The organism is Herbihabitans rhizosphaerae (assembly GCF_004216555.1).
Lineage (GTDB): Bacteria > Actinomycetota > Actinomycetes > Mycobacteriales > Pseudonocardiaceae > Herbihabitans > Herbihabitans rhizosphaerae.
Map to the genome: position 1 here is coordinate 122948 of NZ_SGWQ01000014.1, position 24924 is coordinate 147871.

Annotated in this window: 33 protein-coding genes; 13 read left to right on the forward strand and 20 right to left on the reverse strand. The window is 69.2% G+C overall.

The window, feature by feature from the left end; translation table 11 throughout:
• Positions 1-80 precede the first annotated feature (80 nt).
• Positions 81-479, reverse strand: coding sequence for a DUF3224 domain-containing protein (locus EV193_RS29605; protein ID WP_165401547.1), 399 nt, complete (start codon positions 477-479; stop codon positions 81-83).
• Between the two features lie 50 nt (positions 480-529).
• Between EV193_RS29605 and EV193_RS29610 the strand changes: the two genes are divergently transcribed.
• A complete protein-coding gene (locus EV193_RS29610) occupies positions 530-886 on the forward strand; it encodes an MmcQ/YjbR family DNA-binding protein (protein WP_130348240.1) in 357 nt (118 codons plus the stop codon).
• Here EV193_RS29610 and EV193_RS29615 read toward each other — a convergent pair.
• Positions 871-1308 (reverse strand): HD domain-containing protein, encoded by a 438-nt coding sequence (locus EV193_RS29615; RefSeq protein ID WP_130348241.1) that lies wholly within the window; start codon positions 1306-1308, stop codon positions 871-873. The two genes, EV193_RS29610 and EV193_RS29615, sit on opposite strands and share 16 nt — an antisense overlap.
• Positions 1309-1396: 88 nt before the next feature.
• Between EV193_RS29615 and EV193_RS29620 the strand changes: the two genes are divergently transcribed.
• From EV193_RS29620 to EV193_RS29630, 3 genes are all read left to right on the forward strand, one after another.
• On the forward strand, positions 1397-2362 hold the full coding sequence (locus tag EV193_RS29620; RefSeq protein ID WP_130348242.1) for a TIGR04222 domain-containing membrane protein: 966 nt from the start codon (positions 1397-1399) through the stop codon (positions 2360-2362).
• Positions 2363-2372: 10 nt separating this feature from the next.
• Positions 2373-3257 carry a TIGR04222 domain-containing membrane protein gene (locus EV193_RS29625; protein WP_130348243.1) on the forward strand — a complete coding sequence of 295 codons (885 nt, stop codon included), beginning with the start codon at positions 2373-2375 and terminating at the stop codon, positions 3255-3257.
• A gap of 303 nt (positions 3258-3560) precedes the next feature.
• The gene (locus EV193_RS29630; RefSeq protein WP_130348244.1) at positions 3561-4538 is read left to right on the forward strand and encodes an alpha/beta fold hydrolase; all 978 of its coding nucleotides are present in this window, start codon (positions 3561-3563) and stop codon (positions 4536-4538) included.
• 49 nt (positions 4539-4587) lie between these two features.
• On the opposite strand, the gene EV193_RS29635 is transcribed toward EV193_RS29630, so the two are convergent.
• Together EV193_RS29635 and EV193_RS29640 are read right to left on the reverse strand one after the other, a co-directional pair.
• Complete coding sequence (locus EV193_RS29635) at positions 4588-5109, reverse strand: GNAT family N-acetyltransferase (protein WP_130348245.1); 522 nt, start codon at positions 5107-5109, stop codon at positions 4588-4590.
• 4 nt (positions 5110-5113) lie between these two features.
• On the reverse strand, positions 5114-6079 hold the full coding sequence (locus EV193_RS29640; protein WP_130348246.1) for a zinc-binding dehydrogenase: 966 nt from the start codon (positions 6077-6079) through the stop codon (positions 5114-5116).
• 30 nt (positions 6080-6109) lie between these two features.
• Here EV193_RS29640 and EV193_RS29645 point away from each other — a divergent pair, with 30 nt between their 5' ends.
• The 3 genes from EV193_RS29645 to EV193_RS29655 are packed head-to-tail and all read left to right on the forward strand — an operon-like array spanning position 6110 to position 7083.
• Positions 6110-6343: a hypothetical protein gene (locus EV193_RS29645; protein WP_130348247.1), complete on the forward strand. Its 234-nt coding sequence runs from the start codon at positions 6110-6112 to the stop codon at positions 6341-6343.
• A 9-nt stretch (positions 6344-6352) separates the two neighbouring features.
• Positions 6353-6754, forward strand: coding sequence for a guanyl-specific ribonuclease (locus EV193_RS29650; protein WP_130348248.1), 402 nt, complete (start codon positions 6353-6355; stop codon positions 6752-6754).
• A complete protein-coding gene (locus EV193_RS29655) occupies positions 6751-7083 on the forward strand; it encodes a barstar family protein (RefSeq protein ID WP_130348249.1) in 333 nt (110 codons plus the stop codon). Before EV193_RS29650 ends, EV193_RS29655 begins: the two co-directional genes overlap by 4 nt.
• Here the strand turns inward: EV193_RS29655 and EV193_RS29660 are convergent.
• Complete coding sequence (locus tag EV193_RS29660; RefSeq protein WP_130348250.1) at positions 7058-8245, reverse strand: FAD-dependent monooxygenase; 1188 nt, start codon at positions 8243-8245, stop codon at positions 7058-7060. The genes EV193_RS29655 and EV193_RS29660 overlap by 26 nt on opposite strands.
• A gap of 76 nt (positions 8246-8321) precedes the next feature.
• On the opposite strand from EV193_RS29660, the gene EV193_RS29665 reads away from it, so the two are divergent.
• A complete protein-coding gene (locus EV193_RS29665; protein ID WP_130348251.1) occupies positions 8322-8927 on the forward strand; it encodes a PadR family transcriptional regulator in 606 nt (201 codons plus the stop codon).
• A gap of 10 nt (positions 8928-8937) precedes the next feature.
• Positions 8938-9510 (forward strand): hypothetical protein, encoded by a 573-nt coding sequence (locus EV193_RS29670; protein WP_130348252.1) that lies wholly within the window; start codon positions 8938-8940, stop codon positions 9508-9510.
• Between the two features lie 9 nt (positions 9511-9519).
• Here the strand turns inward: EV193_RS29670 and EV193_RS29675 are convergent, their stop codons facing one another.
• The 3 genes from EV193_RS29675 to EV193_RS29685 form a co-directional block, all read right to left on the reverse strand.
• Entirely contained in the window at positions 9520-10302 is a 783-nt protein-coding gene (locus EV193_RS29675) for an enoyl-CoA hydratase-related protein (RefSeq protein WP_130348253.1), read from the reverse strand.
• A 10-nt stretch (positions 10303-10312) separates the two neighbouring features.
• The gene (locus EV193_RS29680) at positions 10313-10768 is read right to left on the reverse strand and encodes a DUF4396 domain-containing protein (protein WP_130348254.1); all 456 of its coding nucleotides are present in this window, start codon (positions 10766-10768) and stop codon (positions 10313-10315) included.
• A gap of 86 nt (positions 10769-10854) precedes the next feature.
• Positions 10855-11496, reverse strand: coding sequence for a cyclase (locus EV193_RS29685; protein WP_130348255.1), 642 nt, complete (start codon positions 11494-11496; stop codon positions 10855-10857).
• 202 nt (positions 11497-11698) lie between these two features.
• On the opposite strand from EV193_RS29685, the gene EV193_RS29690 reads away from it, so the two are divergent.
• Positions 11699-12220, forward strand: a complete 522-nt coding sequence (locus EV193_RS29690; RefSeq protein ID WP_130348256.1) for a DUF2165 domain-containing protein — start codon at positions 11699-11701, stop codon at positions 12218-12220.
• Positions 12221-12222: 2 nt separating this feature from the next.
• On the opposite strand, the gene EV193_RS29695 is transcribed toward EV193_RS29690, so the two are convergent.
• From EV193_RS29695 to EV193_RS29740, 11 genes are all read right to left on the reverse strand, one after another.
• Positions 12223-12972: a sirohydrochlorin chelatase gene (locus tag EV193_RS29695; RefSeq protein WP_130348257.1), complete on the reverse strand. Its 750-nt coding sequence runs from the start codon at positions 12970-12972 to the stop codon at positions 12223-12225.
• Positions 12972-13889 carry an ABC transporter permease gene (locus EV193_RS29700; RefSeq protein ID WP_130348258.1) on the reverse strand — a complete coding sequence of 306 codons (918 nt, stop codon included), beginning with the start codon at positions 13887-13889 and terminating at the stop codon, positions 12972-12974. The genes EV193_RS29695 and EV193_RS29700 overlap by 1 nt, the downstream gene beginning before the upstream one ends.
• The gene (locus EV193_RS29705) at positions 13876-14670 is read right to left on the reverse strand and encodes an ABC transporter ATP-binding protein (RefSeq protein WP_130348278.1); all 795 of its coding nucleotides are present in this window, start codon (positions 14668-14670) and stop codon (positions 13876-13878) included. The genes EV193_RS29700 and EV193_RS29705 overlap by 14 nt, the downstream gene beginning before the upstream one ends.
• An 18-nt stretch (positions 14671-14688) precedes the next feature.
• Positions 14689-15741 (reverse strand): ABC transporter substrate-binding protein, encoded by a 1053-nt coding sequence (locus tag EV193_RS29710; RefSeq protein ID WP_130348259.1) that lies wholly within the window; start codon positions 15739-15741, stop codon positions 14689-14691.
• Positions 15738-17018 (reverse strand): sulfate adenylyltransferase subunit 1, encoded by a 1281-nt coding sequence (locus EV193_RS29715; protein ID WP_130348260.1) that lies wholly within the window; start codon positions 17016-17018, stop codon positions 15738-15740. Before EV193_RS29715 ends, EV193_RS29710 begins: the two co-directional genes overlap by 4 nt.
• The gene (gene cysD / locus EV193_RS29720) at positions 17018-17941 is read right to left on the reverse strand and encodes a sulfate adenylyltransferase subunit CysD (RefSeq protein ID WP_130348261.1); all 924 of its coding nucleotides are present in this window, start codon (positions 17939-17941) and stop codon (positions 17018-17020) included. The genes EV193_RS29715 and cysD overlap by 1 nt, the downstream gene beginning before the upstream one ends.
• A gap of 13 nt (positions 17942-17954) precedes the next feature.
• Positions 17955-18653, reverse strand: a complete 699-nt coding sequence (locus tag EV193_RS29725) for a phosphoadenylyl-sulfate reductase (protein ID WP_130348262.1) — start codon at positions 18651-18653, stop codon at positions 17955-17957.
• Positions 18650-18814, reverse strand: coding sequence for an Insertion element protein (locus EV193_RS29730; protein WP_130348263.1), 165 nt, complete (start codon positions 18812-18814; stop codon positions 18650-18652). Before EV193_RS29730 ends, EV193_RS29725 begins: the two co-directional genes overlap by 4 nt.
• 7 nt (positions 18815-18821) lie before the next feature.
• Positions 18822-20531, reverse strand: a complete 1710-nt coding sequence (locus tag EV193_RS29735; RefSeq protein ID WP_130348264.1) for a nitrite/sulfite reductase — start codon at positions 20529-20531, stop codon at positions 18822-18824.
• A gap of 62 nt (positions 20532-20593) precedes the next feature.
• Positions 20594-20680: a putative leader peptide gene (locus EV193_RS34830; RefSeq protein ID WP_423202246.1), complete on the reverse strand. Its 87-nt coding sequence runs from the start codon at positions 20678-20680 to the stop codon at positions 20594-20596.
• 325 nt (positions 20681-21005) lie between these two features.
• Positions 21006-21614, reverse strand: coding sequence for a TetR/AcrR family transcriptional regulator (locus tag EV193_RS29740; RefSeq protein ID WP_130348265.1), 609 nt, complete (start codon positions 21612-21614; stop codon positions 21006-21008).
• Between the two features lie 74 nt (positions 21615-21688).
• Between EV193_RS29740 and EV193_RS29745 the strand changes: the two genes are divergently transcribed.
• From EV193_RS29745 to hemW, 3 genes are read left to right on the forward strand one after another with little or no spacing between them, the layout of a single operon-like run.
• Complete coding sequence (locus EV193_RS29745; RefSeq protein WP_130348266.1) at positions 21689-22165, forward strand: hypothetical protein; 477 nt, start codon at positions 21689-21691, stop codon at positions 22163-22165.
• A 16-nt stretch (positions 22166-22181) separates the two neighbouring features.
• Positions 22182-23387, forward strand: coding sequence for a cytochrome P450 (locus EV193_RS29750; protein WP_130348267.1), 1206 nt, complete (start codon positions 22182-22184; stop codon positions 23385-23387).
• A 20-nt stretch (positions 23388-23407) separates the two neighbouring features.
• Complete coding sequence (hemW, locus tag EV193_RS29755) at positions 23408-24637, forward strand: radical SAM family heme chaperone HemW (RefSeq protein ID WP_130348268.1); 1230 nt, start codon at positions 23408-23410, stop codon at positions 24635-24637.
• Here hemW and EV193_RS29760 read toward each other — a convergent pair whose 3' ends face one another.
• Entirely contained in the window at positions 24638-24829 is a 192-nt protein-coding gene (locus EV193_RS29760; protein WP_130348269.1) for a hypothetical protein, read from the reverse strand. It lies immediately after the preceding gene.
• Between the last annotated feature and the right edge of the window lie 95 nt (positions 24830-24924).

Genomic DNA, 24924 nt, shown 5'->3' on the forward strand with positions numbered 1-24924 from the left:
GGTCGAGGTCCCCCAGGAGGCGTTCGTGGCCGCCCTGTCCACTGATGAGTCCTCCGACAAGACCAAGGGCAAGAAGTAGCTCACTCCAAGTCGTAGTCGAAGGAGTAGGTGTGCGACCCGTCGTCGTGGCGGGTGATCGACAGCTCGCCCGTCAGGCCGGCCAGCTCGTCGGTGGCGGATCCGGCGACGACCGACACGCTCATCCCGGTGGCGAGGTTCGCCAGGTGCGTGACCGTGAACGAGCCACGCCTGCCGTGCACCGAGCCGGTGATCCGCTCGACACCGACGTAGGCGGTGCCCTGGAACTCGCCGGACGCGTCCGGCACGGCCACGGTCAGCAGCGTGCACGTCGTGCTGCCCTCGATGTCGCCGTGGAACGTCTTGCGGTTGGTGACCCTGCCGACCTGGGAGCCCGGGCCCTCCTCGGCGACTTCCTGTTCCCAGTCATGCAGGTCGAACGTGCCAGTTGCGATCGTCATGTGGCTCATCATGCCTGCGGCCACCGACAGTCCGGCGGTACGGTGCGGCCATGGCCGACACGCTCGAGTCACTGCGAAAGATCTGTTTGGCGCTGCCCGAGGTGACCGAGCGCCTGAGCCACGGGGAGCCGGCCTGGTTCGTGCGCGGCAAGAAGACCCTGGTGATGTACGCCGACAACCATCACGACGACCGGCTCGGCTTCTGGTGTCCGGCCCCGCCCGGCGTGCAGGAGGAGATGGTCGCCGAGGACCCGGAGCGGTTCTACCGTCCGCCGTATGTCGGTCACCGCGGCTGGCTCGGCGTGTACCTCGACGTCGACGTGGACTGGGCCGAGATCGCCGAGATCGTCGCCGACGCGTACCGCACGGTCGCGCCGAAGAAGCTCGTCGCTCAGCTGGACGCGTAGCCGTCCAAAAGGGACAGTGCGCGGGAGTACTTGGCGCGCAACCGATCCCGCGTCGCTTCGTCCAAACGGGACAGACGCTCCGGCGAGCTGTTGTCCGCGATGTCGGCGCGCTTCACGGCCAGCGCGATCGGGTCGGCGGCCACCCGCGCGAGGTAGTCCTCCGCGACCTCACCGGCGCGCTTGCTGACCGCGTCCACCGCCGCGATCACCTCGGGCGGGCACCCGGCCGCCGCCAGGTCGTCCAGCGTCACGGCGGTGTCCTCGACCACGTCGTGCAGCACGGCCGTCATCCGCTCGTACTCGCCGTCGAGGCGCGCCATCACCCGCAGCGGATGCCCGATGTACGGCCGTCCGGACTTGTCTGTCTGGCCCGCGTGCGCCTCGCGCGCGATCCGCACCGCGTCGTCCACCGTGAACCCCACGGGTGGACGGTAACGGATTCGCCCGATCCGCTCTCGACGCGCGCCTTCCTCCGGCACAATCGGCGCGGCGGAAGGGGAGGTGACCAGCGTGGACGAGCCATGGGGTCTCAACGGGCCACAGTTCCTGACGGTCTACTGGATCGCGGTGGCGGTGGCCGTGGCGGCGGTGATCGCCGTCCGGGCGTGGTCCCGCAAGCCGGTGCCGACCCAACCCGGCACGACCCCGGACGCGTACGAGCTGGCCCTGCTGTCCGGCGGCTTCCCGAGGGTGACCGACACCGCGATGGCCGCGGCCGTGGATCGCGGCGCTCTGCGGGTGAGCCGGGAGGGCGCGATCACCGTCACCGGTGCGCCGCCGGGCGACCCGGTGCAGGCCTTCCTGCTGAGCCAGATGCCCTCCCCGGCACGACTCGGCCAGGTCATCGAGATCGACTGGGAGCGCAGCGCCATCGACGAGGCCATGACCGAGCGGCTCGCCGCGCGCGGCCTGATCGCCTCGCCGAGCCGGCTCGCCGCCGCGTTCCGCTGGCACTGGCCGCTGGTCGCGCTGTTCGTGATCGGCGTCGCCAGGTTGATCGTCGGGATCGCCGGCGACTACCCGGTCGGCTACCTCGTGCTGTCGCTGTGCGCCGTCGGGGTGATCTGGCTGGGTTGCGCGCTTGCGTTGCACCACAACGGTTCCGTGCCCACGCTGGCCGGTCACCGGGCGGTGCGTGACGCCAAGGCGAGAACACCTGCGCGTGATCCGCGCGGGCAGGTCACCGAGGCGGAGACGGCCGCCGGAGTGCTGCTCCCGGTCGCGCTGTACGGCCTCGCCGCGTACCCGGACGACGCGATCGGCGGGCTGTTCTACCAGTACCTGGGCGCGGTGCCGGGAACGCCACTGGCGGCGCAGCCGATGCAACCGGCACAGGGTGGCGGCGGATCCGGTGGCGGGTCGAGCTGCGGGTCCAGTTGCGGAGGCTCCAGCTGCGGCAGCGGGTCGAGCTGTAGTAGCGGTGGGGGAAGCAGTTGCGGTGGTGGTGGCGGTTGCGGCGGCGGAAGCAGTAGCTGAAGGAGGTGTCATGGAGCGACCGTGGGGCATGTCGGGGCCGGAGTTCCTCGGTGCGTACTGGGCCGCCATGGCGCTCGCGTGCGTGATCGTCCTGATCGCCTTCTGGTGGACCCGCGGGACGCCGGCCGACGCGGTGCCGGCCGACACCAAGCTGGACGCCTACGAACTGGCCATGCTGGCCGGCGGGCCGCGCCGCGTGCAGGCGACCGCGATCGCCGCGCTGGTCGCGGGCGGCCACCTGCGGGTGAGCCGCGCCAGGATCACTGTGCGGAACAAGGATGAGCTGGACGACCGGCTACTCCAGTACGTCCGAGCGAACGCCACGCAGCGCCGCAGGCGCGCCGCGTTCGGCCGGTCCCTGCACGCCGTCCAGCTCGCCGACACCCTGGTCGAACAGGGTCTGTTGGTCGAGCCGGCGCGGCTGCGCAAGGCGCGGCGTTCCCTGGTCGTGCTGGGGCTCGTCGGCGCGTTCGGGGTGATCCGGCTGGCCAACGGCGTGCGCATCGGCGCACCGGTCGGCTATCTGCTGCTGTCATTGCTCGGCACGGCCGTGATCTGGTGGTCCGCGCGCCGGCTGTTCACGCCGCGCGGCCCGGTGCTGACCGGTCGCGGGCGGCGAGTGCTCGCTCAGGCGCAGGCCGGCACCCAGCGGAAGATGACCGACGTGCCGGTCGCGGCGGGCGTCGGCGCCATGGCGTTCGCACCCATCGCCCTGTACGGCTACGCGGCCTACGGCGACGATCAGGTCGGTGATCTGCTCGCCGAGCACACCACGAGCAAGGCCGCCGGCGGCGGCGCGGGCGGCAGCGGGTGCGGTTCGCACAGCTGCTCCGGCTGCGGCGGCAGTAGCGGCTGCGGTGGTGGCGGCGGCGGTTGCGGTGGCGGCGGAAATTGACGATCGACGCCGAATTGGCCGCCGATTCCGCTTCCGTTTGTTTCTCTGAAATGACCGCTGAATGTCGCGTGGCTCACAATTGATGTGTCCACTGTGGACACTCGACGTGCGGTTGCTCACAGACGTTGGTTCCACCGGGTGAGAGGAGGCGAGAATCCTTGTCACCACTCGCTAAAGTGAGCCGCGTAGTCAGCGCAGAGAGGCACTTCCGTGACCGGAATTCCTACGCTGGCCACCGTCCAAGCAGCCGCGTCCAACGTCGCACACCGGTGGTTGTTCGGTAGCCTCGCCGATTTTCGTCCCATGCCGCGATCTCTCATCGACGAGGGCCCGAACCGCTCGGTGTTCGAATACCATTCGCCGGCCGGCACGTCCGGCAATCCGACTCTGCTGGTGCCGCCGCTCGCGGTGCCGGCGAACTGTTTCGACCTGCGCCGTGGGTGCAGCGTCGTCGAGCGGCTGGTGCGCGACGGACGGCCGACCTACCTCGTCGACTACGGCGAGATCGCCTTCGCCGACCGGGAGCTCGGCCTGGAGCACTGGGTCGACGACGTGCTGCCGAACGCGATCACCTCGGTCAGCGAGCGCAACGACGGCAAGCCGGTGCACCTGATCGGCTGGTGCCTCGGCGGGATCCTGTCGCTGCTCACCGCGGCCGAGTTGGGTGCGGCCCGGATCGCCTCGATCACCGTGGTTGCGAGCCCGTTCGACTTCACCAAGGTGCCGCTGCTCGCGCCGCTGCGCCCGGTGCTCAACGCCACCGGTGGACACGCGTTCTCCCCGCTGTACAAGGTTTTCGGCGGCGTGCCGGCGCCGCTGGTGCGCACCGCGTTCCGGATCAGCGCGCTGGACAAGCACCTCACCAAGCCGATCTCACTGGTGCGCAACGTGGCGAACTCCGACGCGCTCGCGCAGTTCGAGGCGGTCGAGCGGTTCACGGCCAACATGGTCGCCTACCCGGGCCGCGCGATCGCGCAGCTTTACCATCGTGCGTTCCGCTCCAACAGCCTGGCCGACGGCACGATCACCCTCGGCGGGCGCACGGTCGACCTCGCCAGGGTGAAGTCGCCGACGCTCGCGATCGGCGGCACGGATGACACACTCGCGCCGCCCGAGGCGGTCCGGCACGTGCTGCGGCTGCTGCCCGAGGCACCGGTGACCCGGTTCGCCACCGCGCCCGGCGGGCACCTCGGGGTGCTCACCGGCCGCGCCGCGCGCACCACGACCTGGCCACTGATCCAGGCCTTCCAGTCCGAACAGGACACCGTTTGCTGGTCTTGAAGACCACCGCGACCGGGGTTTGCAGGTCTTGAAGACCGGCAAACCCGGGTCAGGGCAACGGCAGTGGCGCGCCGAGTACTCGGTAATCCGGGCCGTGGCCGTCGAACCGGAACGGCTCGGTCAGCCGCGTGAACCCGTGTCGCTCGTAGAACCGTTCCGCGCCTTCGTTGATCGCGCGCACCGACAGCGCCGCCCGCTCCTCGGTACGGCCGGACAGCAGCGCGCGCAGCAGAGCGGTGCCGATGCCGCGCCCGTGGTGCACGGGATGCACGTGCAGCTCGCACACCTCGAACGCACCGTCCAGCCACACTTCCGTGCCGGACGCGATCAGTGCCGGCCGGACCCGGTCCGACCACCACGTACTGGTGGAGCCCGGCCAGCCGACCGCGAGCCCGATCATCCTGCCGTCGTCCACCGCGCACCGCGTCACCACGCCGGGCCAGTCGCCCGCGCCGGCCAGGTACTCCGGCGGCCGCACGTCCTGGTCGACCGTGCGCAGTGCCGCGAGGCTCAGCGCGACCGCCTCGGCACCGTGCGCGCCGAGGTCGAGCGGGACGATCGGCCAGGTCATCGGATCATCGGGTGAACACGATCTTGCCGGCCGTGGCGCCGTCCAGCATGTCGCGGAAGCCCTGCTCGGCGTCGGCCATCGGCAGTTCGGCGCCGATCGTGGGGCGCACGCCGGTGGTCTCGCAGAACCGCAGCAGGTCGGCCAGCTCGTCCCGGGTTCCCATGGTGGAGCCGATCACGCGCAACTGCAGGAAGAACAGCCGCTGCAGGTCGGCGCTCGGATCCGGCCCGCTGGTCGAGCCGGACACGACGATCACGCCGCCCGGCTTGACCGCGCGCATCGAGTGCGCCCAGGTGGCCTTGCCCACGGTCTCGAACACGCCGTCCACCCGTTCGGGGAGTCGCTCACCCGAGGCGAAGGTGGCGTGCGCGCCGAGCCCCTCGGCCAGTGCCCGCTTCTCCTCGGACCGCCCGGTGACCCACACCCGGAAGCCGGCCGCGGTGCCGAGCTGGATCAGCGCGGTGGACACGCCGCCGGACGCGCCCTGCACCAGGATCGTCTGCCCCGGTCGCAGCCCGGACTGGGTGAACAGCATGCGGTACGCGGTCAGCCAGGCGGTGCCCATGCACGCGGCCTCGGCGAAGGACAGGCCGGCCGGCTTGGGCAGCACGTTGCGGGCCGGCACCACGACCGTCTCGGCGAGCGTGCCCTGGTGTTTCTCGGTGAGCAGGGTGCGCTTCGGGTCCAGCGTCTCGTCGCCGACCCAGCCGGGGGAGGTGATCACGGAGTGCAGCACGACCTCGGTGCCGTCCTCGGTCACCCCGGCGCCGTCGCAGCCGAGGATCATGGGGAACTGCTCCGGCTTGATGCCCACGCCGCGCAATGTCCACAGGTCGTGCATGTTCAGGCTCGCCGCGCGCACGGACACCGCGATGAAGCCGTCTGGCACCTCGGGTTCCGGTCGCTCGCCGACGGTCAACGAGGCGATCGGGTCGTCTGGATTCGGCTCTGCTGCGAATACGGCGAACATGGAGCCAAACTAACGGGTAACGTCCCGGGCATGCTGCGGTGGCTGGCGGAGTGGTGGGGCGGTGTCGAGCTGTGGATCACCCAGCTCTGGTTCCCGTTCCAGTTTCTGCTGGTCATGGGCGTGCTGTTGCCGGTGTGCCTGACCGTGGCGTGGGCGCTCGACCGGATCGTGGACTTTCTGTCCGCGCGGTTCGGTCCGTCACGAGGTCAGCGGGTCACCCGTAGCGAGGAGCCCGAGCAGGCGGATCAGGTCGCCAGTTCCTAGAGTCACCTCGTGAGTCCGCGCACCAAGATCACAGCCGCCCTGGTCGGATTGATCGTGCTCGCCCTCGGCGGGTGGCTGGTCAAGGAACTGGCGGCCGACTCCGGCTCGGTGCCGGGCTCCGACTCGGGTCTTCCGGTGAAGGCGCTGTCGTCGCTGCCCAAGGAGGCGAGCGACACCTGGAAGCTGATCGACAAGGGCGGCCCGTTCCCGTACGACCGGGACGGCGTGATCTTCCAGAATCGCGAGAAGCGGTTGCCCGACAAGGACAGGGACTATTACAAGGAGTACACCGTGAAGACGCCGGGCAGCCGCGACAGGGGAGCGCGGCGGATCATCGCCGGGGCGTCGCGCGAGGTGTACTACACCGAGGACCACTACACCTCGTTCGTCGTCGTGGACGTGGGCAAATGATCACCGTGGACGCGGCGGTCGCGGAGGCGAGGCGCCGGGGCGCGATGCCGCACGTGGTGGACGGCGCCGACGGCAAGCGCGCCATGTTGGACGCGATCGCCGCCGCGCTGTGCTTCCCGGACTACTTCGGCCACAACCTGGACGCGCTGTACGACTGTCTGACCGATCTGTCCTGGCTGCCGCCCGGTGAGCACGTGCTGGTCTGGGCGGACCCGGACGTGCTGCGCGAGGTGGACCCCGACGCCTACGCCGCGATCAACTCGGTGCTCGAGGACGCCGTCGGGATCCGTGCCGGCCACGCGTTCACCGTGGTGCGGGCCGCGGGCTGACCGAGTCCCACGGGATGTGGTGGTCATACATCCACCCGGTGTCCTGCTTGGTGCGGTTCAGCTTGAAGACCAGCGGCAGCAGCAGCCGCCCGACGAACCCGAGTGCCTTCTGGTCGCCGTTGCGCTTTCCTTGTGCCACAACGCGTTCGACCCGCTCCCGGCGCAGCCGCTCGTAGTCGGCGAACGCGGCCTCGATCGTGTCCGCGTCGCGAAGGCACTTCGCCAGGGTGACCGCGTCCTCCATCGCCATCGACGCGCCCTGGCCGGACGCCGGCGAGGTGGCGTGCGCCGCGTCGCCGATGATGATCATGCGATCGCGGTGCCAGGTGGGCACGGTGGGGAAGTCCTGCGTGGGCCACGGCGGGGAGATCTTCTCGGTCGCCTTGATCAGCCGCACGCCAAGCGGGTAGTCGGCGAACAGGTCGATCAGTTCGGCGCGCCACCGCTCCGGCGTGATCGCGGCCAGGTCCTCGCGGCTCGGCTCGCCGGCGCGCGGCGGGTTGGCGCCCCACCACACCTCACCGTTCGGGTGGGCCACGTAGAGCAGGAAGCAGCGCTTGCCGAAGATCATCCGCAGCACGCCCGGCTCGGCGTCGACCGGGACTCCATGTGCGTAGCCGCCGGTGTTGAGCAGTCCGGTGTAGCGCGCCTTCGGTGCGGCGGGGTCGATCAGCGTTCTGGTCACCGAGCGCAGCCCGTCCGCGCCGATCAGCAGGTCGCCGGTGGCGGTGCTGCCGTCGGCGAACCGCGCGGTGACACCGTCGGCCGCGGCTTCGGCGTCGGTGAGGCGCTTGCCGTAGACGATCTCGACCCCGCGCCGCACGGCCTCGTCGCGCAGCGCGCCGTACAGGTCCGACCGCTTGATGGTGTGGCTGACCGTGCCGTCGTCGAGCATGCCGCCGTGCTCGAACTGGGCGAGTTCCTTGCCCGAGCTGAGCCGGATCACCATGCGCGGCGTGGCGAATCCCTTGTCCCGCACCACATCGAACAGGTCGAGCGTGCGCAGCGCGTCCAGGCCGTTGGTGGCCAGGCTCAGGAACGCGCCGACCCCGTCCGCCGTGGAGTCGTACGCCTCGTAGACCGTCGCGTCGATGCCGGCTCGCTTCAAGGCGATCGCGGTGACCGGGCCCGCGATTCCGCCACCGATGATCAGCGCCTTCATGCCCACTCCTTCGAATTGGTTATGTTATGACTATACATACTATGACTAATGGCGCAAGCGGGTTAGGGTGACGCCTATGACTGGCCGATCTCCGCGACCGTCACCGCTCGCCGTGGTGCTGCTCGCGCTTCTCGCCGAGGAGCCGATGCACCCGTACCGGATGCGCGAGCTGATCAAGGAGCGCGCCAAGGACAAGATCGCCAACGTGGCGCAGCGCAACAGCGTGTACCAGACGATCGACCGGCTGCGGCGGCTCGACCTGATCGCGGTGGCGCACACCGCGCGCGACGAAGGGCGGCCCGAGCGGACCGTCTACGAGATCACCGACGAGGGGCAACGCACGCTGCACGCGTGGTTGACCGACATGCTGGCCACGCCGGCGCGCGAGTTCCCGGAATTCCCCGCCGCGCTGGCGAGTATGGCGCTGCTCGAGTCGGGCGAGGTGCTGGATTGCTTGTGCCGCAGGGAAAAGGCCCTCGCCGGCGAGCTGGAGGCGTCGCGCGCCGAACTGGCCGCGGCGCCGGAACTGCCGAGGCTGTTCGTGATCGAGGACGAGTACCGGGCCGTGCTGATCGAAGCGGAGCTGGGCTGGCTGCGGTCGGTGATCGGCGATCTGCGGTCCGGTGCGCTGGCCTGGACCGAGGAGTCCGTGCGCGCCCTGGCGCAGCGACTCGGCGGCTAACCTGTCGCATGTGGACGATCAACTTGACGGGCTCGCGGACCTGCTGGCGACGTTCGCCTCGGCGGGCCTTCCCGAGCCGCCGGTGCCCGAGCCGCTGGCCGACGGCGTGCGCAAGCTCGGCCGGTGGCACTGGGCGACGGCCGAGGACGGCCCGCCTCCCGAGGACCAGTACATGTTCGGGGCACCGCTGTTCGAGCGGTTCCTCGCCCCGGAGATGTCGAGCTACCTCGGCGTGAGCCACTCGGGCCACGGCATCAACTCCTACGCGATCACCTATTGCCTGGCCCACAAGGGAATCATGCTGCTCACGCAGATCGGCTGGGGCGGCGTGTACATGGACAACGAAGCGCAGGCCACGGTGCTGGCACGGGTGTTCACCGAGGTGCGCGCGCTGCTCGACATCGAGGAACGTCCTGGCCGTCGGCTGATGGTGCTGCACAGCGATCTGCGCGGGGACGCGTGCGGCTGGATCGAGATCGGCCAGGCGCACCCGCCGGTCGCGCCGATCTCCGGCGCGCTCGGCACCACGCCCGTCCCCGAAGTGGACGACGCGTTCGCCGAGGCGCGCCGGCTGTTGAGTTAGGGCACTTGGTTAGGGCACCCAGTTCGGCTTGCGCTTCTGCGCGAACGCGGTGATCCCTTCCTGGCCCTCCTCGCTGGCGAACAGGCTCGCGGACAGCGCGAGCATGTCCTGGAAGCTCTGCTCCAGGTCGGTCGGCCGGGACGCGCGCAGCATCGACTTCGTGGTGGCCAGCGCCTTCGGGCCGCCGAGCGCGAGCATGTCCGTGTAGCGCTTGACCTCCTGGTCGAGCACCTCGGCGGAGACCGAGGAGTTGATCAGCCCGATCTCGGCCGCGCGGTCCGCGCCGAACGTCTCGCCGGTGAGGAACAGCTCGTGCGCGGCGCGGGGGAGCAGCCTCGGCAGCACGGTCACCGAGATCACCGCGGGCACTACGCCGATGCGCACCTCGGTGAACGCGAAGGTCGCCTCCCGCACCGCGATCGCGATGTCCGCGGCGGCGACCAGCCCGACACCGCCGGCCCGCGCCGGGCCGCGCAGCACCGCGACCACCGGCTTCGGGCCGGTCAGAATCCGTTGCAGGATCAGGGGAAACTCATTCACACCCTGATCGGACGCGCCGGCTCCACGCGCCTCGCGCAGGTCCATGCCGGAGCAGAAGACCGGCCCGGTGTGGTCGAGCACCACGACCCGTGCGACGTCGTCGGCCTCGGCGGCGTCGAGGTGCCCGAGCAGTTCCCGGCGCAGCTGCGCGGACAGGGCGTTGCGGTTGTGCGGCGAGTCCAGGGTGATCGTGGCGACGCCGGCGTCCACCGCGTAGTGCACCAGCTCGTCGTGTCCCGTTGCTGCGTCCATTGCCGGGACATTAGTGACCGCCGTGGTGTTCGTGCACGACCGCGTGGCCCTTGCCTCGCCCGATCAGCCACTTGTTCACCGGCACGGTGACCACGAACGCCACGGCGAACGCGACCGCGAGGCTGGCCCAGAACACCCAGCTCAGCGCCCCCGCGCTCATGGCGCCGGGGATCACCAGCATGATCGCGTTGTCCACGATCTCCATGACCGTGATCGACACCGTGTCGGCGGCGAGCGCCAGCGGGACGGCCGCCGCGAAGGTGAGCCCGGCGCGCAGCAGCGGCCGCATGGTCAGGGCGTAGCCGAACAGGAAGGCCAGCGCGACCGAGAGGATCACGGTGGCCAGGTCGGACCACCCGAGCGAGGTGCCGATCACCATGCCGAGGACCTCGCCGATGGCGCAGCCGGTCAAGCAATGCAGGGTCGCGCTGATCGCCGGCCGCCAGGTACTCGTGGTGTGTTCCATAAGGTGAATATACCCCTAGGGGGTATCGAGAAGTCAAATGGTCGGGCCGCCGGCTTGGGGTTCCGGCGGCCCGACCCGATCGTGTGTCAGCCGATCGTGGTGGTGGTGAGAACCGGGTTGGGGTTGGGGAAGCAGGAGGTCGGCGCCTCGACGTCGCCGATGATCGACGAGATCACTGCCGTGAAGGTGAGGCCGGGGTCGTCGTAGCTCGCGCCGTACAGCTTCGACTCGATCGCACCAGACTGGCCGGCCGTCAGGTGCGCGGTGATCGTCGGAAGCTCGAACTGCGCGCCGCCGGCGATCGGGCCGGGGAAGGTCACCACGGCGATGCCGTTCTCCACCTTGATCTCCGGGGGCGTCGGCCCGAGCCCGGAGCCGCCGGTCAGATCGGCGGACACGTAGGTGGAGTTGGCCGGGATCGGGACCTTGAGCGTGAAGTTCTTGACTTCCTTGATCTTGTTGCCGTTGATCTCGCCCGGGATGTCGTTCGGCGTCGGGTCGACGACGATGTCCAGCGCACCGCCGGGAGCCACGGTCGCCGGCGCGGTGGCGTCGACGGTCTGCGTGAGCGTGGCCTGCTGGTCGCCGATCGGCGTCTTGGCGCGGCAGTCGAACGTGATGTCGTGGGCCGCCGCGGACGCGGTCGGGGCGAGACCCACCACGGTTGCCGCCGCGATCGCGGCGACGGCCAATGCGCGCAGGGAAGATCGGCGCAGGGCTACCTTCATGTCTTCCTCACCTCGGTTGTGCTTGCAGGGCAATAGAGGTTCCGGAACGTGTGGCGCAGCGCACAGGAATGATTACTCGTGAGTATCATTCACGTCAAGGGTTCACACTTCCCACACTGCTAACGCCGGTGCGTAACCCACCGACATACTCGGCCGCTCGTCACCTTCTAGCGGGCTGGACCGCGCCGCTAGGCTGTTGACCATGAACCGGATCAGCTCGCTGGGCGGTCTTCGGGTGGCGTTCGCGGTTCTCACCGCACTCGGCGCCCTTTACATGGGCCTCGTCGCGTTCAACAACATCACCGATTTCAACACCAACAAGGCATTCGTGCAGCACGTGTTCGCGATGGACACCACATTCAAGTCGCCGAATGTCATGTGGCGCGCCATCACGAATGAGACGCTCGTGGTCATCGCCTATGTGCTGATCATCGTCTGGGAGGCGCTCACCGCGATCGCGCTCGGCATGGGGCTTGTCCTCTGGCTGCGCTCCTTCTCCGACAGCACAAGGGGAAGCGCCGCGCGGACCTGGTCGACCATCGGCTGGTCGATGATGATCGCGCTGTTCGGCATCGGGTTCATCGTCATCGGCGGCGAATGGTTCCAGATGTGGCAGTCACAGAAATGGAACGGCCTGCAGGCCGCCACGCAGAACTTTATCGTCGCGTCGGCAGGGCTCATCGTGACGCAATTCCACCGGAAGAAGACGACCGACCCCGATTAGGGTCACGCGATCCAGGCCGTGGTCGCGGGGGAGAGCACCGCGGCGTAGCGGTCGGTGATCACGTCCAGGACGTCCGGGTGCGCGTCGAGCGGCTCGGCCATGATCGTGCCCGGTGCCGCCTCGTGGGCCAGCCGGGCGACGCGGTCGGGAAGCAACCCCGGCGCCAGGAACCAGGACGCGACGGCGATCCGCCGGGCACCGCGCGCCCGCAGCCGGGCCACCGCGGCCGGGACGTCGGGCGTGGCGGCCGCGAACGCGGGGGCGACGCCGGCGCACCCGGCGCGGGCCGCCCAGCGTCGTGCCACGGCGGCGACCTGCGCGTTGGCCGGCGCGTGCGACGAGCCGGTCCCGGCCAGCACGATGCCCAGCTCGGGATCCTGATCGTCCACAATGGACTCCAGCAGGCGTGCGCGGACCGCCGTCTCCAGCCGGTCGTCCGGCCCGAGCACATCGGCCACCCGCACGGACAGCCTCGGGAAGCGGGTGTGCGCCTCGGCCACGAGCGCCGGTAGGTCCACCTTCGCGTGGTACGCGCGCCCGAGCAGCAGCGGCGCGAGCACGACCTCACGGTGCCCCTCGGCGTGCACGCCGGCCAGCACGTCGAGCAGCCGGGGCGTGGACAGATCGAGGAACGCCGCCCGCACGTCGAGCCCGGAGTGCCTGGCGCGCAACGCATCCACGACGTCGCCGATGGTCGCGGCCGACCGGGGATCGCGGCTGCCGTGCGCGACCGCGATGAGCGGACTGGTCATCACACCGCCCCGCTCAACCCGCGCGCCCGCAACACCGCGCGCTCCAGCGGCCGGAACACCGCCAGCTCGATGCCCACACCGACCAGGAAGATCAGCCCGATGCCGGCCATCACCATCGACATGTCCGACAGGTTCTTGCCGTTGTCCAGGTACTGGCCGAGACCGACGCCCAACTGCGGCGAGGTCGCGATCAGCTCCGCGGCCATCAGCGAGCGCCAGGAGAACGCCCAGCCCTGCTTCAACCCGGCGAGGTAGCCCGGCAACGCCGCGGGCAGCAGGATGTGCCGAGCTGCCTGCAACTTGTTGGCGCCCAACACTTTCCCGACGCGCGGCAGGATCGGCGGGATGTGGTCGATGCCGGCGACCAACCCGTTGGCGATCGACGGAACCGCGCCGAGCAGCACGACGGTGTAGATCGCCGCGTCGGTCAGCCCGAACCACAAAACAGCGGCCGGCACCCAGGCCACCGACGGAAGGCTCTGCAATCCGGAGATCAGCGGCCCGATCGCCGCGCGCACCAATGGCACCTTCGCCAGCAGCAGGCCCAGCGGCGTCGCGACCACGAGCGCGATGGCGAACCCGATCACCGCCCGGTGCACCGAAGTCCACAGCAGGGTCCAGACCTCGCCGCTCTCGGTCACCTCGAGGATCTGCCGCCACACGTCGAGCGGCGCGGGCAACTGGTACTCGGGCCAGAACGCGGCCGCCCAGAGTGACTGCCAGATCGCGATGATCAGCACGATCGCGCCGATCGGGGCGAGCACGGACCTGGCGAGCCGCCTTCTGCGCAAGCCGCGCCCGCTCGGTGCGACCGGGGTGTCCAGCCGGTCGAGGCCTTCGACGGCGGCGTCGGAATTCACCGCGTCCACAGTGGACGCGGTGTCTACTGTGGACACATCGGAGTCATGCCGCGGCATGGCTGCTGATCACCTCTCGCAGGCGCGCGTTCACGTCGTCGATCACGCGCGCCTCTTCCACTCCGGACAGTCCGTTCACGTTCCACTCCCGCACGACCCGGCCAGGGCGCGACGAGAGCAGTACCACGCGCTGTCCGAGCCGAACCGCCTCGCGCACGTCGTGGGTCACGAACACCACGGCCGGCCCGGTCGCCCGCCACACCCGCAGCAACTCGCCCTGCAGCACGTCGCGGGTGATCGCGTCCAGTGCGGAGAACGGCTCGTCCATCAGCAGCAGCGACACGGCGCCCTCGTCGGCGTCCACAGTGGACGCGAGCGCGCGGGCCAGCGCCACCCGCTGCCGCATGCCGCCGGACAACTCGTGCGGGCGCTTGTCGCCGACCCCGCCGAGCCGCACGAGGTTCAGCAGCTCGGCCGCACGTTCCCGACGCGCCGGCTTCTTCACGCCGGCCAGCCGCAGCGGCAGCTCGACGTTGCCGGACGCGGTCAGCCACGGCATCAGCGCCGCCTCCTGGAACATCACCGCCGGGCGGGTGGTGGTCAGCGCGATGTCGCCGCCGGTGGGCCGGTCGAGCCCGGCGATCAGGTTCAGCACGGTGGTCTTGCCGCAGCCGGACGCGCCGAGCAGGCAGACGAACTCACCCGGCTCGACGGTCAGGTCGACGCCGTCCAGCGCGGTCACCGCGCGTGCGCCGTGCCCGAACACCTTCTGCACGCCGGAGAGCGTGACAGCGGCGTCCGTTGCGGTGTCACTGGCTGAGACGTCCAACGCGACCGTCATCGTCATGCCCTTCCGTAGCTACTTCTTGTCCAGTCCGGCGGTGTCGACCGGCGGTCGGCCGTTGCCCTGCAGCACCGCGTTCAGCGCGGTGAAGTCGGCGAAGCCGGCGAGCTGGGTTTCCTTGGTGGTGAGCCCGGCGCGCACGGCGTCCTTGGCCAACTGCGGGAACTGCGCGGCGATCGGGTCGGCGGTCAACTCGATCGTGGTGAACGCGCGGTCGATCGTCGCCTGGCTCAAACCCTTGCCGGTCAAGGTTTCCAGCTGCTTGTTGACCGCTGTCTTGGCGCCCGCGGTGTCGGTGCGCGCGTACTCGTTGGCGTCGAGCAGCCCCTGCACCAGCTTGCGCACCGTCTCCGGGTGCTCCTTGAGGTACTCCGTGCGCACCAGCAGCACGGTGGTGGGGAACCGGCCGCCGGGCCACAGCTCCTTCTCGTCCAGCAGCACCTTCGCGCCGGCCTCCAGGATCAGCCGGGTGGACCAGGGCTCGGGCAGCCAGGCCGCCTGGATCTCGCCCTTGTGGAACGCGTCCAGCGTCTGCGCGTTCTCCCGGTTGGTGACCTGCACCTTGCCGGTCAAGTCCTTCTCCGCCAACAACTTCTTGAGTGCCACGTCCTGCGTGTTGCCCAGCTGCGGCGTGACCACGGTCTTGCCGATCAGGTCCTCGAGCTTGGTGACGTCGGGCCGCACGACGAGCTGTGCGCCGCCCGAGGTGGCGCCGGCGACCAGCTTGACCACGCCCGCGCCCCTGGCCTCCGCGTTGATCGCCGGACCGGAGCCGATGAACCCGGCGTCCAGCGAGCCGCCGAGGAACGCGGTCACCTCGGTGGGGCCGTCGTTGAACTTCGTCGGCACCAGCTTGGTGTTGCCGAGGTGCTTGGCGAACAGGCCCTTCTCCAGGCCGATCAGTGCCGAGGCGTGCGTGACGTTGGGGAAGTACCCGAGCCGCAGCTCCGCGGCCGGGCCCTTGTCCTGCGCGTCGCCCGTCGAGCTGTCCGCTCGGGAGCACGCGGCGACGGCGGCGGCCGTGGCGAGCGCGGTCAACGCCGCTAACGCGCGGCGGCGGGTGATCACGGTTGGACCTCCAGTGGCTTGCCGACCAACCCGGCGGCGAGGGTCGACCCGTCCGACGGGTCGATCAGCAGGAACGCTCCGGTGCGGCGGCTGACGGCGTACTCGTCCACCGGCAGCGGTTCCGAGACGCGCACGGTGGCGTGACCGATCTCGTTGAGCCGCAACAGTTCTGGACTCTCCACAGTGGACAGCTTCTGCTCGTCGAAGCGGGCGCGGAGGTCGGTCACGATGGCCTGCACGGTCTTCGTGCCGTGCTTGACCAGCAGCCGCGCACCGGGCCGCAACTCCGTGTCGGACAGCCACGCCAGGGTGACGTCCAGCTCGTCGGTGACCGTCGGCGCGTCGGCGGCCGAGGCGATCAGGTCACCGCGCGAGACGTCCAGGTTGTCCGCGAGTACCAGGGTCACCGACTGCCCGGTGCTCGCCTCGTCCAACTGTCCGTTGTGCACGTCGACCCGCTCGACCGTGGTGCGCCCGCCGGAGGGGAGCACGACCACCTCGTCACCGGGTTTCACCGATCCGGTGGACACCTGACCGGCGTAGCCGCGGTAGTCGGCGAACTCCTTGGTGCGCGGGCGGATCACGTACTGCACCGGGAACCGGAACGGCGCGTCGGGAGCCGAATCCCGATCCGCCTCGACCGGCACGTTCTCCAGGTGGTCGAGCAGGGTCGGGCCCTCGTACCAGGAGGTGGACTCGCTCGGTGTGACGACGTTGTCGCCGTGCAGCGCGGACACCGGGATGGACAGCACCGAGCCGATCGGGTAACCGAGGCGGGTCGCGTGTTCGGTGAATTCCTTGGCGATCACCTCGAAGATGCCCTCGTCGTAGTCCACCAGGTCGATCTTGTTCACCGCGAGCACCAGTTGTGGCACGCCGAGCAGTGCGAGCACGGCTGCGTGCCGGCGGGTCTGTTCGAGCACGCCCTTGCGCGCGTCCACCAGCAGTACGGCCAACTGCGCGGTGGACGCGCCGGTGACGGTGTTGCGGGTGTACTGCACGTGGCCCGGGGTGTCGGCCAAAACAAACGTTCGTTTCGGGGTGGCGAAGTACCGGTAGGCCACGTCGATCGTGATGCCCTGCTCGCGCTCCGAGCGCAGGCCGTCCACCAGAAGCGACAGGTCCGGTGTGGACAGTCCTCGGTCCACGCTGGCGCGGGTGACCGCGTCGAGTTGGTCGGCCAGTACCGACTTGGTGTCGTACAACAGCCGGCCGACCAGGGTCGACTTGCCGTCGTCCACCGAGCCGGCGGTGGCGAGCCGCAGCAGATCCGACATCAGAAGTAGCCTTCCCGCTTGCGGTCTTCCATGGCTGCTTCGGACATCCGGTCGTCCGCGCGGGTGGCGCCACGCTCGGTCAGCCGGGAGGCCTGCACCTCGGCGATCACGTCGTCCACAGTGGACGCTTCGGATTCCACGGCACCGGTGCACGAGCCGTCGCCGACGGTGCGATACCGGACCGACAGCTCGTGCACCTCCTCGCCGTCCCTCGGTCCACCCCAGGGACCGGAGGCGAGCCACATGCCGTCGCGTTTGTGCACCTCGCGCCGGTGCGTGAAGTAGATCGACGGCAGCTCGATCGACTCGCGCTGGATGTAGCGCCAGACGTCGAGCTCGGTCCAGTTGGACAGCGGGAACACGCGCACATGCTCTCCCGGGCGGTGCCGTCCGTTGTAGAGGTTCCACAGTTCGGGACGCTGCCGCTTCGGCTCCCACTGACCGAACGCGTTGCGCAGGCTGAAGATCCGCTCCTTGGCCCGCGCGCGCTCCTCGTCGCGCCGGCCGCCGCCGAACACCGCGTCGAACTTGCCGTCGTTGATCGAGTCCAGCAGCGGCACGGTCTGCAACGGGTTGCGGGTGCCGTCCGGGCGCTCCTTCAACGCGCCGCGGTCGATCCAGTCCTGCACCTCCGCGATCTCCAGCCGCAGCCCGTGCCGGCGCACCACGTCGTCGCGGAACCTCAGCACCTCGGCGAAGTTGTGCCCGGTGTCCACGTGCAGCAGCGGAAAGGGGACCGGCGCCGGCCAGAACGCCTTCACCGCGAGATGCACCAGAACCGTGGAGTCCTTGCCGCCGGAGAACAGGATCACCGGCCGGTCGAACTCGCCGGCCACCTCGCGGAAGATGTGGATCGCTTCCGACTCGAGCCGGTCCAGTGCGTCCAGAGAGTCCACAGTGGACGGTGGTGTTGCCGTGGTCACGCGTCTGCCTCCCTCACCCGTGCAACCCGCACTCGGTCTTGGCCAGCCCGGCCCAGCGCCCGCTGCGCGGGTCCGATCCCGGCAGCGGCTTCGCGGTGCACGGCGCGCACCCGATGGACAGGTATCCCTCCTGCACCAACGGGTTCTGCAGAATTCCGTGCTCGGCGATGTAGCCGTCGAACTCCTCGTCGGACCACGCCGCGATCGGGTTGACCTTCACCAGCCCGTTGCGGTCGTCCCACTGCACGATCGGCGTATCGGCGCGCGTGGGGGCGTCCACTCGACGCACCCCGGTCACCCATGCGTCGTACTTCGCCAGCGTGCGCTGCAGCGGCACGACCTTGCGCAGGTGGCAGCAGCGGCCCGGATCGGTCTTGTTCAACAGGCCGAACTCCGCCTCCTGATCGGCCACCGACTGCTCCGCCTCGGCATTGACGATCCGCACGCTCGGGTACACCGCCTCCACCGCGTCCCGCGTACCGATGGTCTCCGCGAAGTGGTAGCCCGTCTGCAGGAACAGCACGTCGACATCTGGCTTGGCCTGTGCCGCCAGGTCGATCAGTACCGCGTCCTGCATGTTGGACGCGACGATGAAGCTGTCGCCGAACGTGTGCGCCGTCCAGGCCAGCGCCTCCGTGGCGGTGGCGTTCGCGAGTGCCGCCGACGCGGCCTCGGCGACGGATTTCAGGTCGTCCACGGTGGATTGAGTCATCGGACGGCCTCCTCGCGTGCCGGCAGGTTCAGCCCGACGAATTTCACCGTGAACACCCGACGGCAGCCGTAGCACAGCCACGCCGCGTGCGAGTCCTCTTGTGGGGCAAGGTCTTCCTCACCGCAGTACGGGCAGTAGAACGGGGTCGCGCGCTCGCTCATCGCTGTATCACCTCAGTGCCTCCTCGTCCGTGCGGCCCACCCACTGCGCGAACCGCTCGTCGGGCTCGCGCTGCGCCACGAAGTTGCGCACCACCCGCTCCACGTAGTCGGACAGCTCGTCGGCGGTGACCTTGTGGCCGCGCAGCTTGCGGCCGAACCCGGCGTCCAGGCCCAGCCCGCCGCCGAGGTGCACCTGGAAGCCCTCGACCTGCTTGCCGTCGGCGTCGGTGACGATCTGGCCCTTCAACCCGATGTCCGCGGTCTGGATGCGCGCGCACGAGTTCGGGCATCCGTTGATGTGCACCGAGATCGGGGCGGTCACCTCGCCGGTGATGTCGACGAGCCGCCTCTCCAGCGTGGACACCAGATCCACGGCGCGCGCCTTGGTCTCCACGATCGCGAGCTTGCAGAACTCGATGCCGGTGCAGGCCATCACGCCGCGCCGCCACGGTGATGGATCGGAGGTCAGCCCCAGCTTGGTCAGCTCGCCGCGCAGACCGTCCACTTCGGACTCCGCGACGTCCAGCACGATCACCTTCTGCTGCGGGGTGAAGCGGATCCGCCGCGAGCCGGCCCGCTCGGCGGCCTTGGCCAGCGACACCAGCGTGGAGCCGGACACCCGCCCGGCGATCGGCGCCGCGCCGACGTAGAAGTTGCCGTCCTTCTGCCGGTGCACGCCGACGTGATCGCGCGGCTCGTCGGGCACTTCGGGCCCTGGCCCGTCGATCAGCTTCCGCTTCAGGTACTCGGTCTCGAGAACTTCGCGGAATTTTTCAGCGCCCCAGTCCTTCACCAGGAACTTGATCCGCGCCCGGTGCCGCAGCCGCCGGTAACCGTAGTCGCGGAAGATGCTGATCACGCCGGCCCACACGTCGGGCACCTCGTCCAGCGGAACCCAGGTGCCAAGCCGCTGGCCGATCATCGGGTTGGTGGACAGGCCGCCGCCGACCCACAGGTCCAGGCCCGGCCCGTGCTCGGGGTGGTCGACGCCGACGAACGCGACGTCGTGGATCTCGTGCGCCACGTCCGGCAGGCCCGAGATCGCCGACTTGAACTTGCGCGGCAGGTTCGAGAACGCCTTGTCGCCGACGTAGCGGCGCTTGATCTCGTCGATCGCCGGTGTGGCGTCAATCACTTCGTCCTCGGCGATGCCCGCGACCGGTGAGCCGAGGATCACCCGCGGCGAGTCGCCGCACGCCTCCATCGTGGAGAGCCCGGCGGCCTCCAGCTTCTCCCAGATCGTCGGCATGTCCTCGATCCGGATCCAGTGGTACTGGATGTTCTGCCGGTCGGTGATGTCCGCGGTGTCGCGCGCGTAGGTCTGCGAGATCTCGCCGATCAGCGCGAGTTGTTCGGTGGTGACCGCGCCGCCGTCGATGCGCACGCGCAGCATGAAGTACTCGTCGTCGAGCTCCTCCGGCTCGAGGGTGGCCGTGCGGCCGCCGTCGATGCCGGGCTTGCGCTGGGTGTACAGGCCGTACCAGCGGAACCGTCCGCGCAGGTCACCAGGGTCGATCCCGTCGAAGCCCGTGTGCGCGTAGATGTTCTCGATGCGCGCGCGGACGTTGAGCGGGTTGTCGTCCTTCTTGGACTGCTCGTTCTTGTTCAGCGGCTCGCGGTAGCCCAGCGCCCACTGGCCCTCACCCTTGCGAGCGGGTGGGCGTTTGGTGGTTGACACCGGTCCTCCGGAGGTCGTGGCGGTGGCACGCGCCGACATCCGGTTCGGGACGGATTAGCCGGCGCGCCCGACGCCGGCAGACAGGAAATAGCCGCGACGGGTCAGGTGACCCGGCGGCACATCGCGCTGGAGACGCGGCGGAAGTCGACGTGGCGTCGTGCCACGAGGTGTACTTCGGTCGCCGCCATGTCAGCCAGAGTGCCACGTGTCCACGCTGTGGCTCAAAAGTGTTCGCATCGTGGGACGGCGTCGCGGACGTGGAATATCGCCGGCTACGACGACTCGATGCGGCGGCGCCACCACGGTGCGTGCGCCGGCGCGACCCAACGTCGTGCCACCCAAAGCTTGACAAACGCATTGGTGCCCGTCCGCGTACTTTAGCCCGCGAAAGTACCGGAGCCGCGAAGAAAGCCCAGGTCAGCCGTGATCAACAGGTGGCCGAGAACGTGAAGGTGGTGCATGTCAGGCCGTAGGTGGCAGCGAGGTCACTTTCACGGCCTGTTCGCCGCACTTCTAGCGCTTCACGCGCATTCCGCCGATCATCCGCTTGATCGCGTCCGCGCACTCCTGCTTCACCCGAGGCTTGTCCGCCTCCGCCGCGTCGTGCAGCGCCATCCCGGCGGCGCCGAGCATGCCGAAGGTGAGCCTGGTCGCGATGTCCACCGGAAGCGGCGCGATCTCGCCGGAGTCGATCAGCGCGATGATCATCTGCTTGATCAGGCCGAAGGCGTACTTCTCCTCGCTTTCCTTCCACTTCGCCCAGCCGAACGCGATCGGGCCCTCCTGCCAGATCACGCGGCTGTACATCGGATCGCAGCAGCGTTCCAGGAAGACGTCGATGCCGATCATGGCGGCGTCCCACGGGTTGTCCTCGGCGGCGACCCTGGTGGCGATCTGACTGATCGTCGAGGTCTCCTCGCGGTCGAACACGGCCTCGAACAGCGCGCTCTTGTTGGCGAAGTGGTGGTAAACGGCGCCTCGGGTGACCTGTGTCTGGCGCGCCACGTCCTCGAGCGTGGTGGCGGCGAACCCGTGCTCGGCGAACAACGCGGTGGCGGTGTCCAGCAGCGCGGCGCGCGTGGCCTCGGAGTACTGCTCGCGGCGGCTCTTGACAACGGTCATACACCGAGTTTAATGACATACACAGTGTATGTGAAAGACATGGTGTACTTGACCACACGGAGTAGGTGACAACGATGTCCGTCTCGTGGGATCGCGCACACCGGCGGTACGAGCTCGTCAACGCGGTCCTGGGGGACGTCGCGTGGACCGGAACGCCGGAGATATCCGAGAGTCGCAGAGCTGAGATCGACCGCGAGTACGGCGAGTTCGGGGAATTCCTGGCCGACGTACAGCGCCGCTGGTATCGGACGTTCGACGCGCGGCTGGACGCCGTGCTGGAGGACGCCGATAGCGATGGCGACGCGCTGGCCGGCGCCACGGCGGTGCTGTGGCGGCAGGTGGCCGTGGATCTGTGGCCGACCTGTGTGCTGCTGAACGCGCACGCCGGGCACGCCTCGATCGCCCCGATCGAGGCGCACCACGCCGAGCGGCTGTTCGCGGTGACCGGCTTCGACCACCGTTTGTACCGAGTGGACAGTCCACAAAGGACGGTGCGGCGCCGTGTGCTGCCCATGTGCCGTTTGAGCCGTTGGCGCACCGCGAGCGCCTAACACCAGGAGGCAAGCCGTGACCGAGGCCGAGCTGCTGTTCAACCCGTTCGTGCCGGGTTTCACCGACGATCCGTATCCGCACTACGCGCGGCTGCGGGAGGCGGAGCCGGTGCACGCGAGCCCGTTCGGGTTCTGGGTGCTGACCCAGCATGACGAGGTGTCCGCGTTGTTGCGGTCGGGGCTGTCCGTGGAGCAGGACAACCTCGCGCCGACGCCGCTGCGGGAGATGTTCGAGGCGGCGACCGAGGGGCGGCTGCGGAACAGGGAGTCGATGCTCGACCGCGATCCGCCCGATCACACCCGGCTGCGCAAGCTGGTGACGAAGGTGTTCACGCCGAAGGCGGTGAACGCGTTGGAGCCGCAGATCGTGGAGTTGGTCGACGAATCCCTTGCCAGTATTGAGAAGGAGGGACGCGCCGACCTGATCGACGCGCTGGCGTTCCCGCTGCCGTTCGCGGTGATCTCGCGGATGTTGGGGATGCCGCCGACCGATCACACGCGGCTGCGCGAGTTGACCGGGACGCTGGTGCGGTCGATCGAGCCGATCCAGGATCCCGAGGTCGCGGTGGCGATCGTGGACGCCGAGGACGAGCTGTCGGAGATGACGGCCGAGGTGATCGCCTGGAAGCGGCGCAATCCCGCGGACGATCTGCTCACCGCGTTGATCGCGGCGGAGGACGACGGCGACGTGCTGGACGACGAGGAGTTGGTCGCCCAGGTCGTGCTCCTCTACGTGGCCGGCCACGAGACGACGGTCAACCTGATCGGCAACGGCGTGCTGGCCCTGCTCAACACGCCCGACCAACTCGCGTCGCTGCGCGCCGATCCGTCCCGCGCCGCGAACGCCGTCGAGGAGATGCTGCGCTACGACAGTCCCGTGCAGATGAGCCGGCGGATCACCACCGCTCCCTACATGATCGCGGGCCACGAGGTGCCGCCCGGCACGTTCGTGATCGCGAGTCTCGCGTCGGCCAACCGCGACAAGGGTTACTGGGGCGCCGATGCTGACGAGTTTCGGATCGATCGCGAGAACGCCCGGCACCACGTGTCGTTCGGCGCGGGGATTCACCACTGCCTCGGTGCCGCGCTCGCACGGCTGGAGGGCCGAGTGGCGATCGAGCGGCTGGTGACTCGGTTCGAGGCGTTGCGCCAGGACGGCGACCTCGAGTGGAATGGCCGGATCAACCTGCGTGGCCTGTCCCGGTTCCCGGTGGCCGTGTAGCGAAGAGGCACACTTAACCTGTGCCTTCTGTACTGCCGGACGGTGAGCCCGCACCGGTCGACGGGTCGCTGCCGGAGTCCGCGCTGCGCGGAGTAGGGCGGCGGCCGTTCGGTGTGTACGTGCACGTGCCGTTCTGCGCGACGCGGTGCGGGTACTGCGATTTCAATACCTATACGGCGGGGGAGTTGGGGACATCGGCGTCCCCCGAGTCCTGGCTGGACGCTGTGCGCCGCGAACTGGAGCTGGCCAGCACGGTTCTCGGAGCCGCCCCCCGCGCCGACACTGTGTTCGTTGGCGGCGGCACCCCATCCCTCCTCGGTGCCGACGGGCTCGCCCAAGTCCTGGACGCCGTCCACGCCACCTTCGGCCTCGCCCCCGACGCGGAGGTGACCACGGAGTCCAACCCCGAGTCCACCTCACCCGAGTTCTTCGAGGGGATTCGGAACGCCGGCTACACCCGCGTATCCCTCGGAATGCAGTCCGCGGCTCGACACGTGCTCGCCGTCCTCGACCGCACCCACACCCCCGGCCGAGCCGTAGCCGCCGCCCGCGAAGCGCGCGCCGCCGGATTCGACCACATCAACCTGGACTTGATCTACGGAACCCCAGGTGAGCGCCAGGATGATCTCAAGGCCTCCCTCGACGCCGTGTTGGAGGCCGGCGTTGATCATGTGTCCGCCTACGCGCTGATCGTCGAGGACGGCACCGCGCTGGCCCGCCGAATCCGCAGAGGCGAGGTGCCGTCCCCGGACGACGATGTGCTGGCCGACGACTACGAGTTGGTGGACGACACCCTGACGGCGCACGGGCTGCCCTGGTACGAGGTATCGAACTGGGCGACCGACACGATGGCGCGCTGCCGGCACAACATGGGCTACTGGAACGGCTGCGACTGGTGGGGCGTTGGTCCGGGCGCGCACAGCCACGTCGGCGGCGTCCGCTGGTGGAACGTGAAGCACCCGGCCAAGTACGCGGAAGTGTTGGCGCGCAAGGAATCTCCAGCAGCCGCCCGCGAGGTCCTGTCGGACGAGGATCGCCGGATCGAGCAGATCATGCTGCAACTGCGCCTCGTGGACGGTATGCCGGTCGAATTCCTGGATCCGGCCGGCCAGACCGAAGCGCGTGCAGCCGCAGCCGAGGGACTCCTTTCCGCCGACGCGATGCACGGCGTCAACGGACAGTTCGGGCGGTGCATCCTCACCCGTCGCGGACGCCTGCTCGCGGACGCGGTGATCCGCCGCCTCACCTGATCACGCCACGCCGACGTGCATGGTGTTGCGGGTAGCTTTCCGCTGCGGATCGATCCATGCGGGCGGGATGTAGTAGGGGATCCCGTCTTGCATGATGATTTCCCAGTCTTGTTGGTGGATTGTGGTGTGGTGGTGTCGGCAGAGCAGTGCCATCGTTTCCTCACTGGTGATTCCGCCGTTGAGCCAGTGCACGATGTGGTGTGCGTCGGTCCATTCTGGTCAATACCACTAAGTTAAGCTTTGTTGGTTCCATGGAATGTTGAACACGCCGCGTTAAATTGACTGGT

Bases quoted from the DNA above. Each gene is read 5' to 3' on its own strand.
- EV193_RS29605 (WP_165401547.1), bottom strand. From the start codon at position 479: ATGACGATCGCAACTGGCACGTTCGACCTGCATGACTGGGAACAGGAA.
- EV193_RS29610 (WP_130348240.1), top strand. From the start codon at position 530: ATGGCCGACACGCTCGAGTCACTGCGAAAGATCTGTTTGGCGCTGCCC.
- EV193_RS29625 (WP_130348243.1), top strand. From the start codon at position 2,373: ATGGAGCGACCGTGGGGCATGTCGGGGCCGGAGTTCCTCGGTGCGTAC.
- EV193_RS29630 (WP_130348244.1), top strand. From the start codon at position 3,561: ATGCCGCGATCTCTCATCGACGAGGGCCCGAACCGCTCGGTGTTCGAA.
- EV193_RS29635 (WP_130348245.1), bottom strand. From the start codon at position 5,109: ATGACCTGGCCGATCGTCCCGCTCGACCTCGGCGCGCACGGTGCCGAG.
- EV193_RS29640 (WP_130348246.1), bottom strand. From the start codon at position 6,079: ATGTTCGCCGTATTCGCAGCAGAGCCGAATCCAGACGACCCGATCGCC.
- EV193_RS29645 (WP_130348247.1), top strand. From the start codon at position 6,110: ATGCTGCGGTGGCTGGCGGAGTGGTGGGGCGGTGTCGAGCTGTGGATC.
- EV193_RS29655 (WP_130348249.1), top strand. From the start codon at position 6,751: ATGATCACCGTGGACGCGGCGGTCGCGGAGGCGAGGCGCCGGGGCGCG.
- EV193_RS29660 (WP_130348250.1), bottom strand. From the start codon at position 8,245: ATGAAGGCGCTGATCATCGGTGGCGGAATCGCGGGCCCGGTCACCGCG.
- EV193_RS29665 (WP_130348251.1), top strand. From the start codon at position 8,322: ATGACTGGCCGATCTCCGCGACCGTCACCGCTCGCCGTGGTGCTGCTC.
- EV193_RS29675 (WP_130348253.1), bottom strand. From the start codon at position 10,302: ATGGACGCAGCAACGGGACACGACGAGCTGGTGCACTACGCGGTGGAC.
- EV193_RS29680 (WP_130348254.1), bottom strand. From the start codon at position 10,768: ATGGAACACACCACGAGTACCTGGCGGCCGGCGATCAGCGCGACCCTG.
- EV193_RS29685 (WP_130348255.1), bottom strand. From the start codon at position 11,496: ATGAAGGTAGCCCTGCGCCGATCTTCCCTGCGCGCATTGGCCGTCGCC.
- EV193_RS29690 (WP_130348256.1), top strand. From the start codon at position 11,699: ATGAACCGGATCAGCTCGCTGGGCGGTCTTCGGGTGGCGTTCGCGGTT.
- EV193_RS29695 (WP_130348257.1), bottom strand. From the start codon at position 12,972: ATGACCAGTCCGCTCATCGCGGTCGCGCACGGCAGCCGCGATCCCCGG.
- EV193_RS29700 (WP_130348258.1), bottom strand. From the start codon at position 13,889: ATGCCGCGGCATGACTCCGATGTGTCCACAGTAGACACCGCGTCCACT.
- EV193_RS29705 (WP_130348278.1), bottom strand. From the start codon at position 14,670: ATGACGGTCGCGTTGGACGTCTCAGCCAGTGACACCGCAACGGACGCC.
- EV193_RS29715 (WP_130348260.1), bottom strand. From the start codon at position 17,018: ATGTCGGATCTGCTGCGGCTCGCCACCGCCGGCTCGGTGGACGACGGC.
- EV193_RS29725 (WP_130348262.1), bottom strand. From the start codon at position 18,653: ATGACTCAATCCACCGTGGACGACCTGAAATCCGTCGCCGAGGCCGCG.
- EV193_RS29730 (WP_130348263.1), bottom strand. From the start codon at position 18,814: ATGAGCGAGCGCGCGACCCCGTTCTACTGCCCGTACTGCGGTGAGGAA.
- EV193_RS29735 (WP_130348264.1), bottom strand. From the start codon at position 20,531: ATGTCGGCGCGTGCCACCGCCACGACCTCCGGAGGACCGGTGTCAACC.
- EV193_RS34830 (WP_423202246.1), bottom strand. From the start codon at position 20,680: ATGGCGGCGACCGAAGTACACCTCGTGGCACGACGCCACGTCGACTTC.
- EV193_RS29740 (WP_130348265.1), bottom strand. From the start codon at position 21,614: ATGACCGTTGTCAAGAGCCGCCGCGAGCAGTACTCCGAGGCCACGCGC.
- EV193_RS29745 (WP_130348266.1), top strand. From the start codon at position 21,689: ATGTCCGTCTCGTGGGATCGCGCACACCGGCGGTACGAGCTCGTCAAC.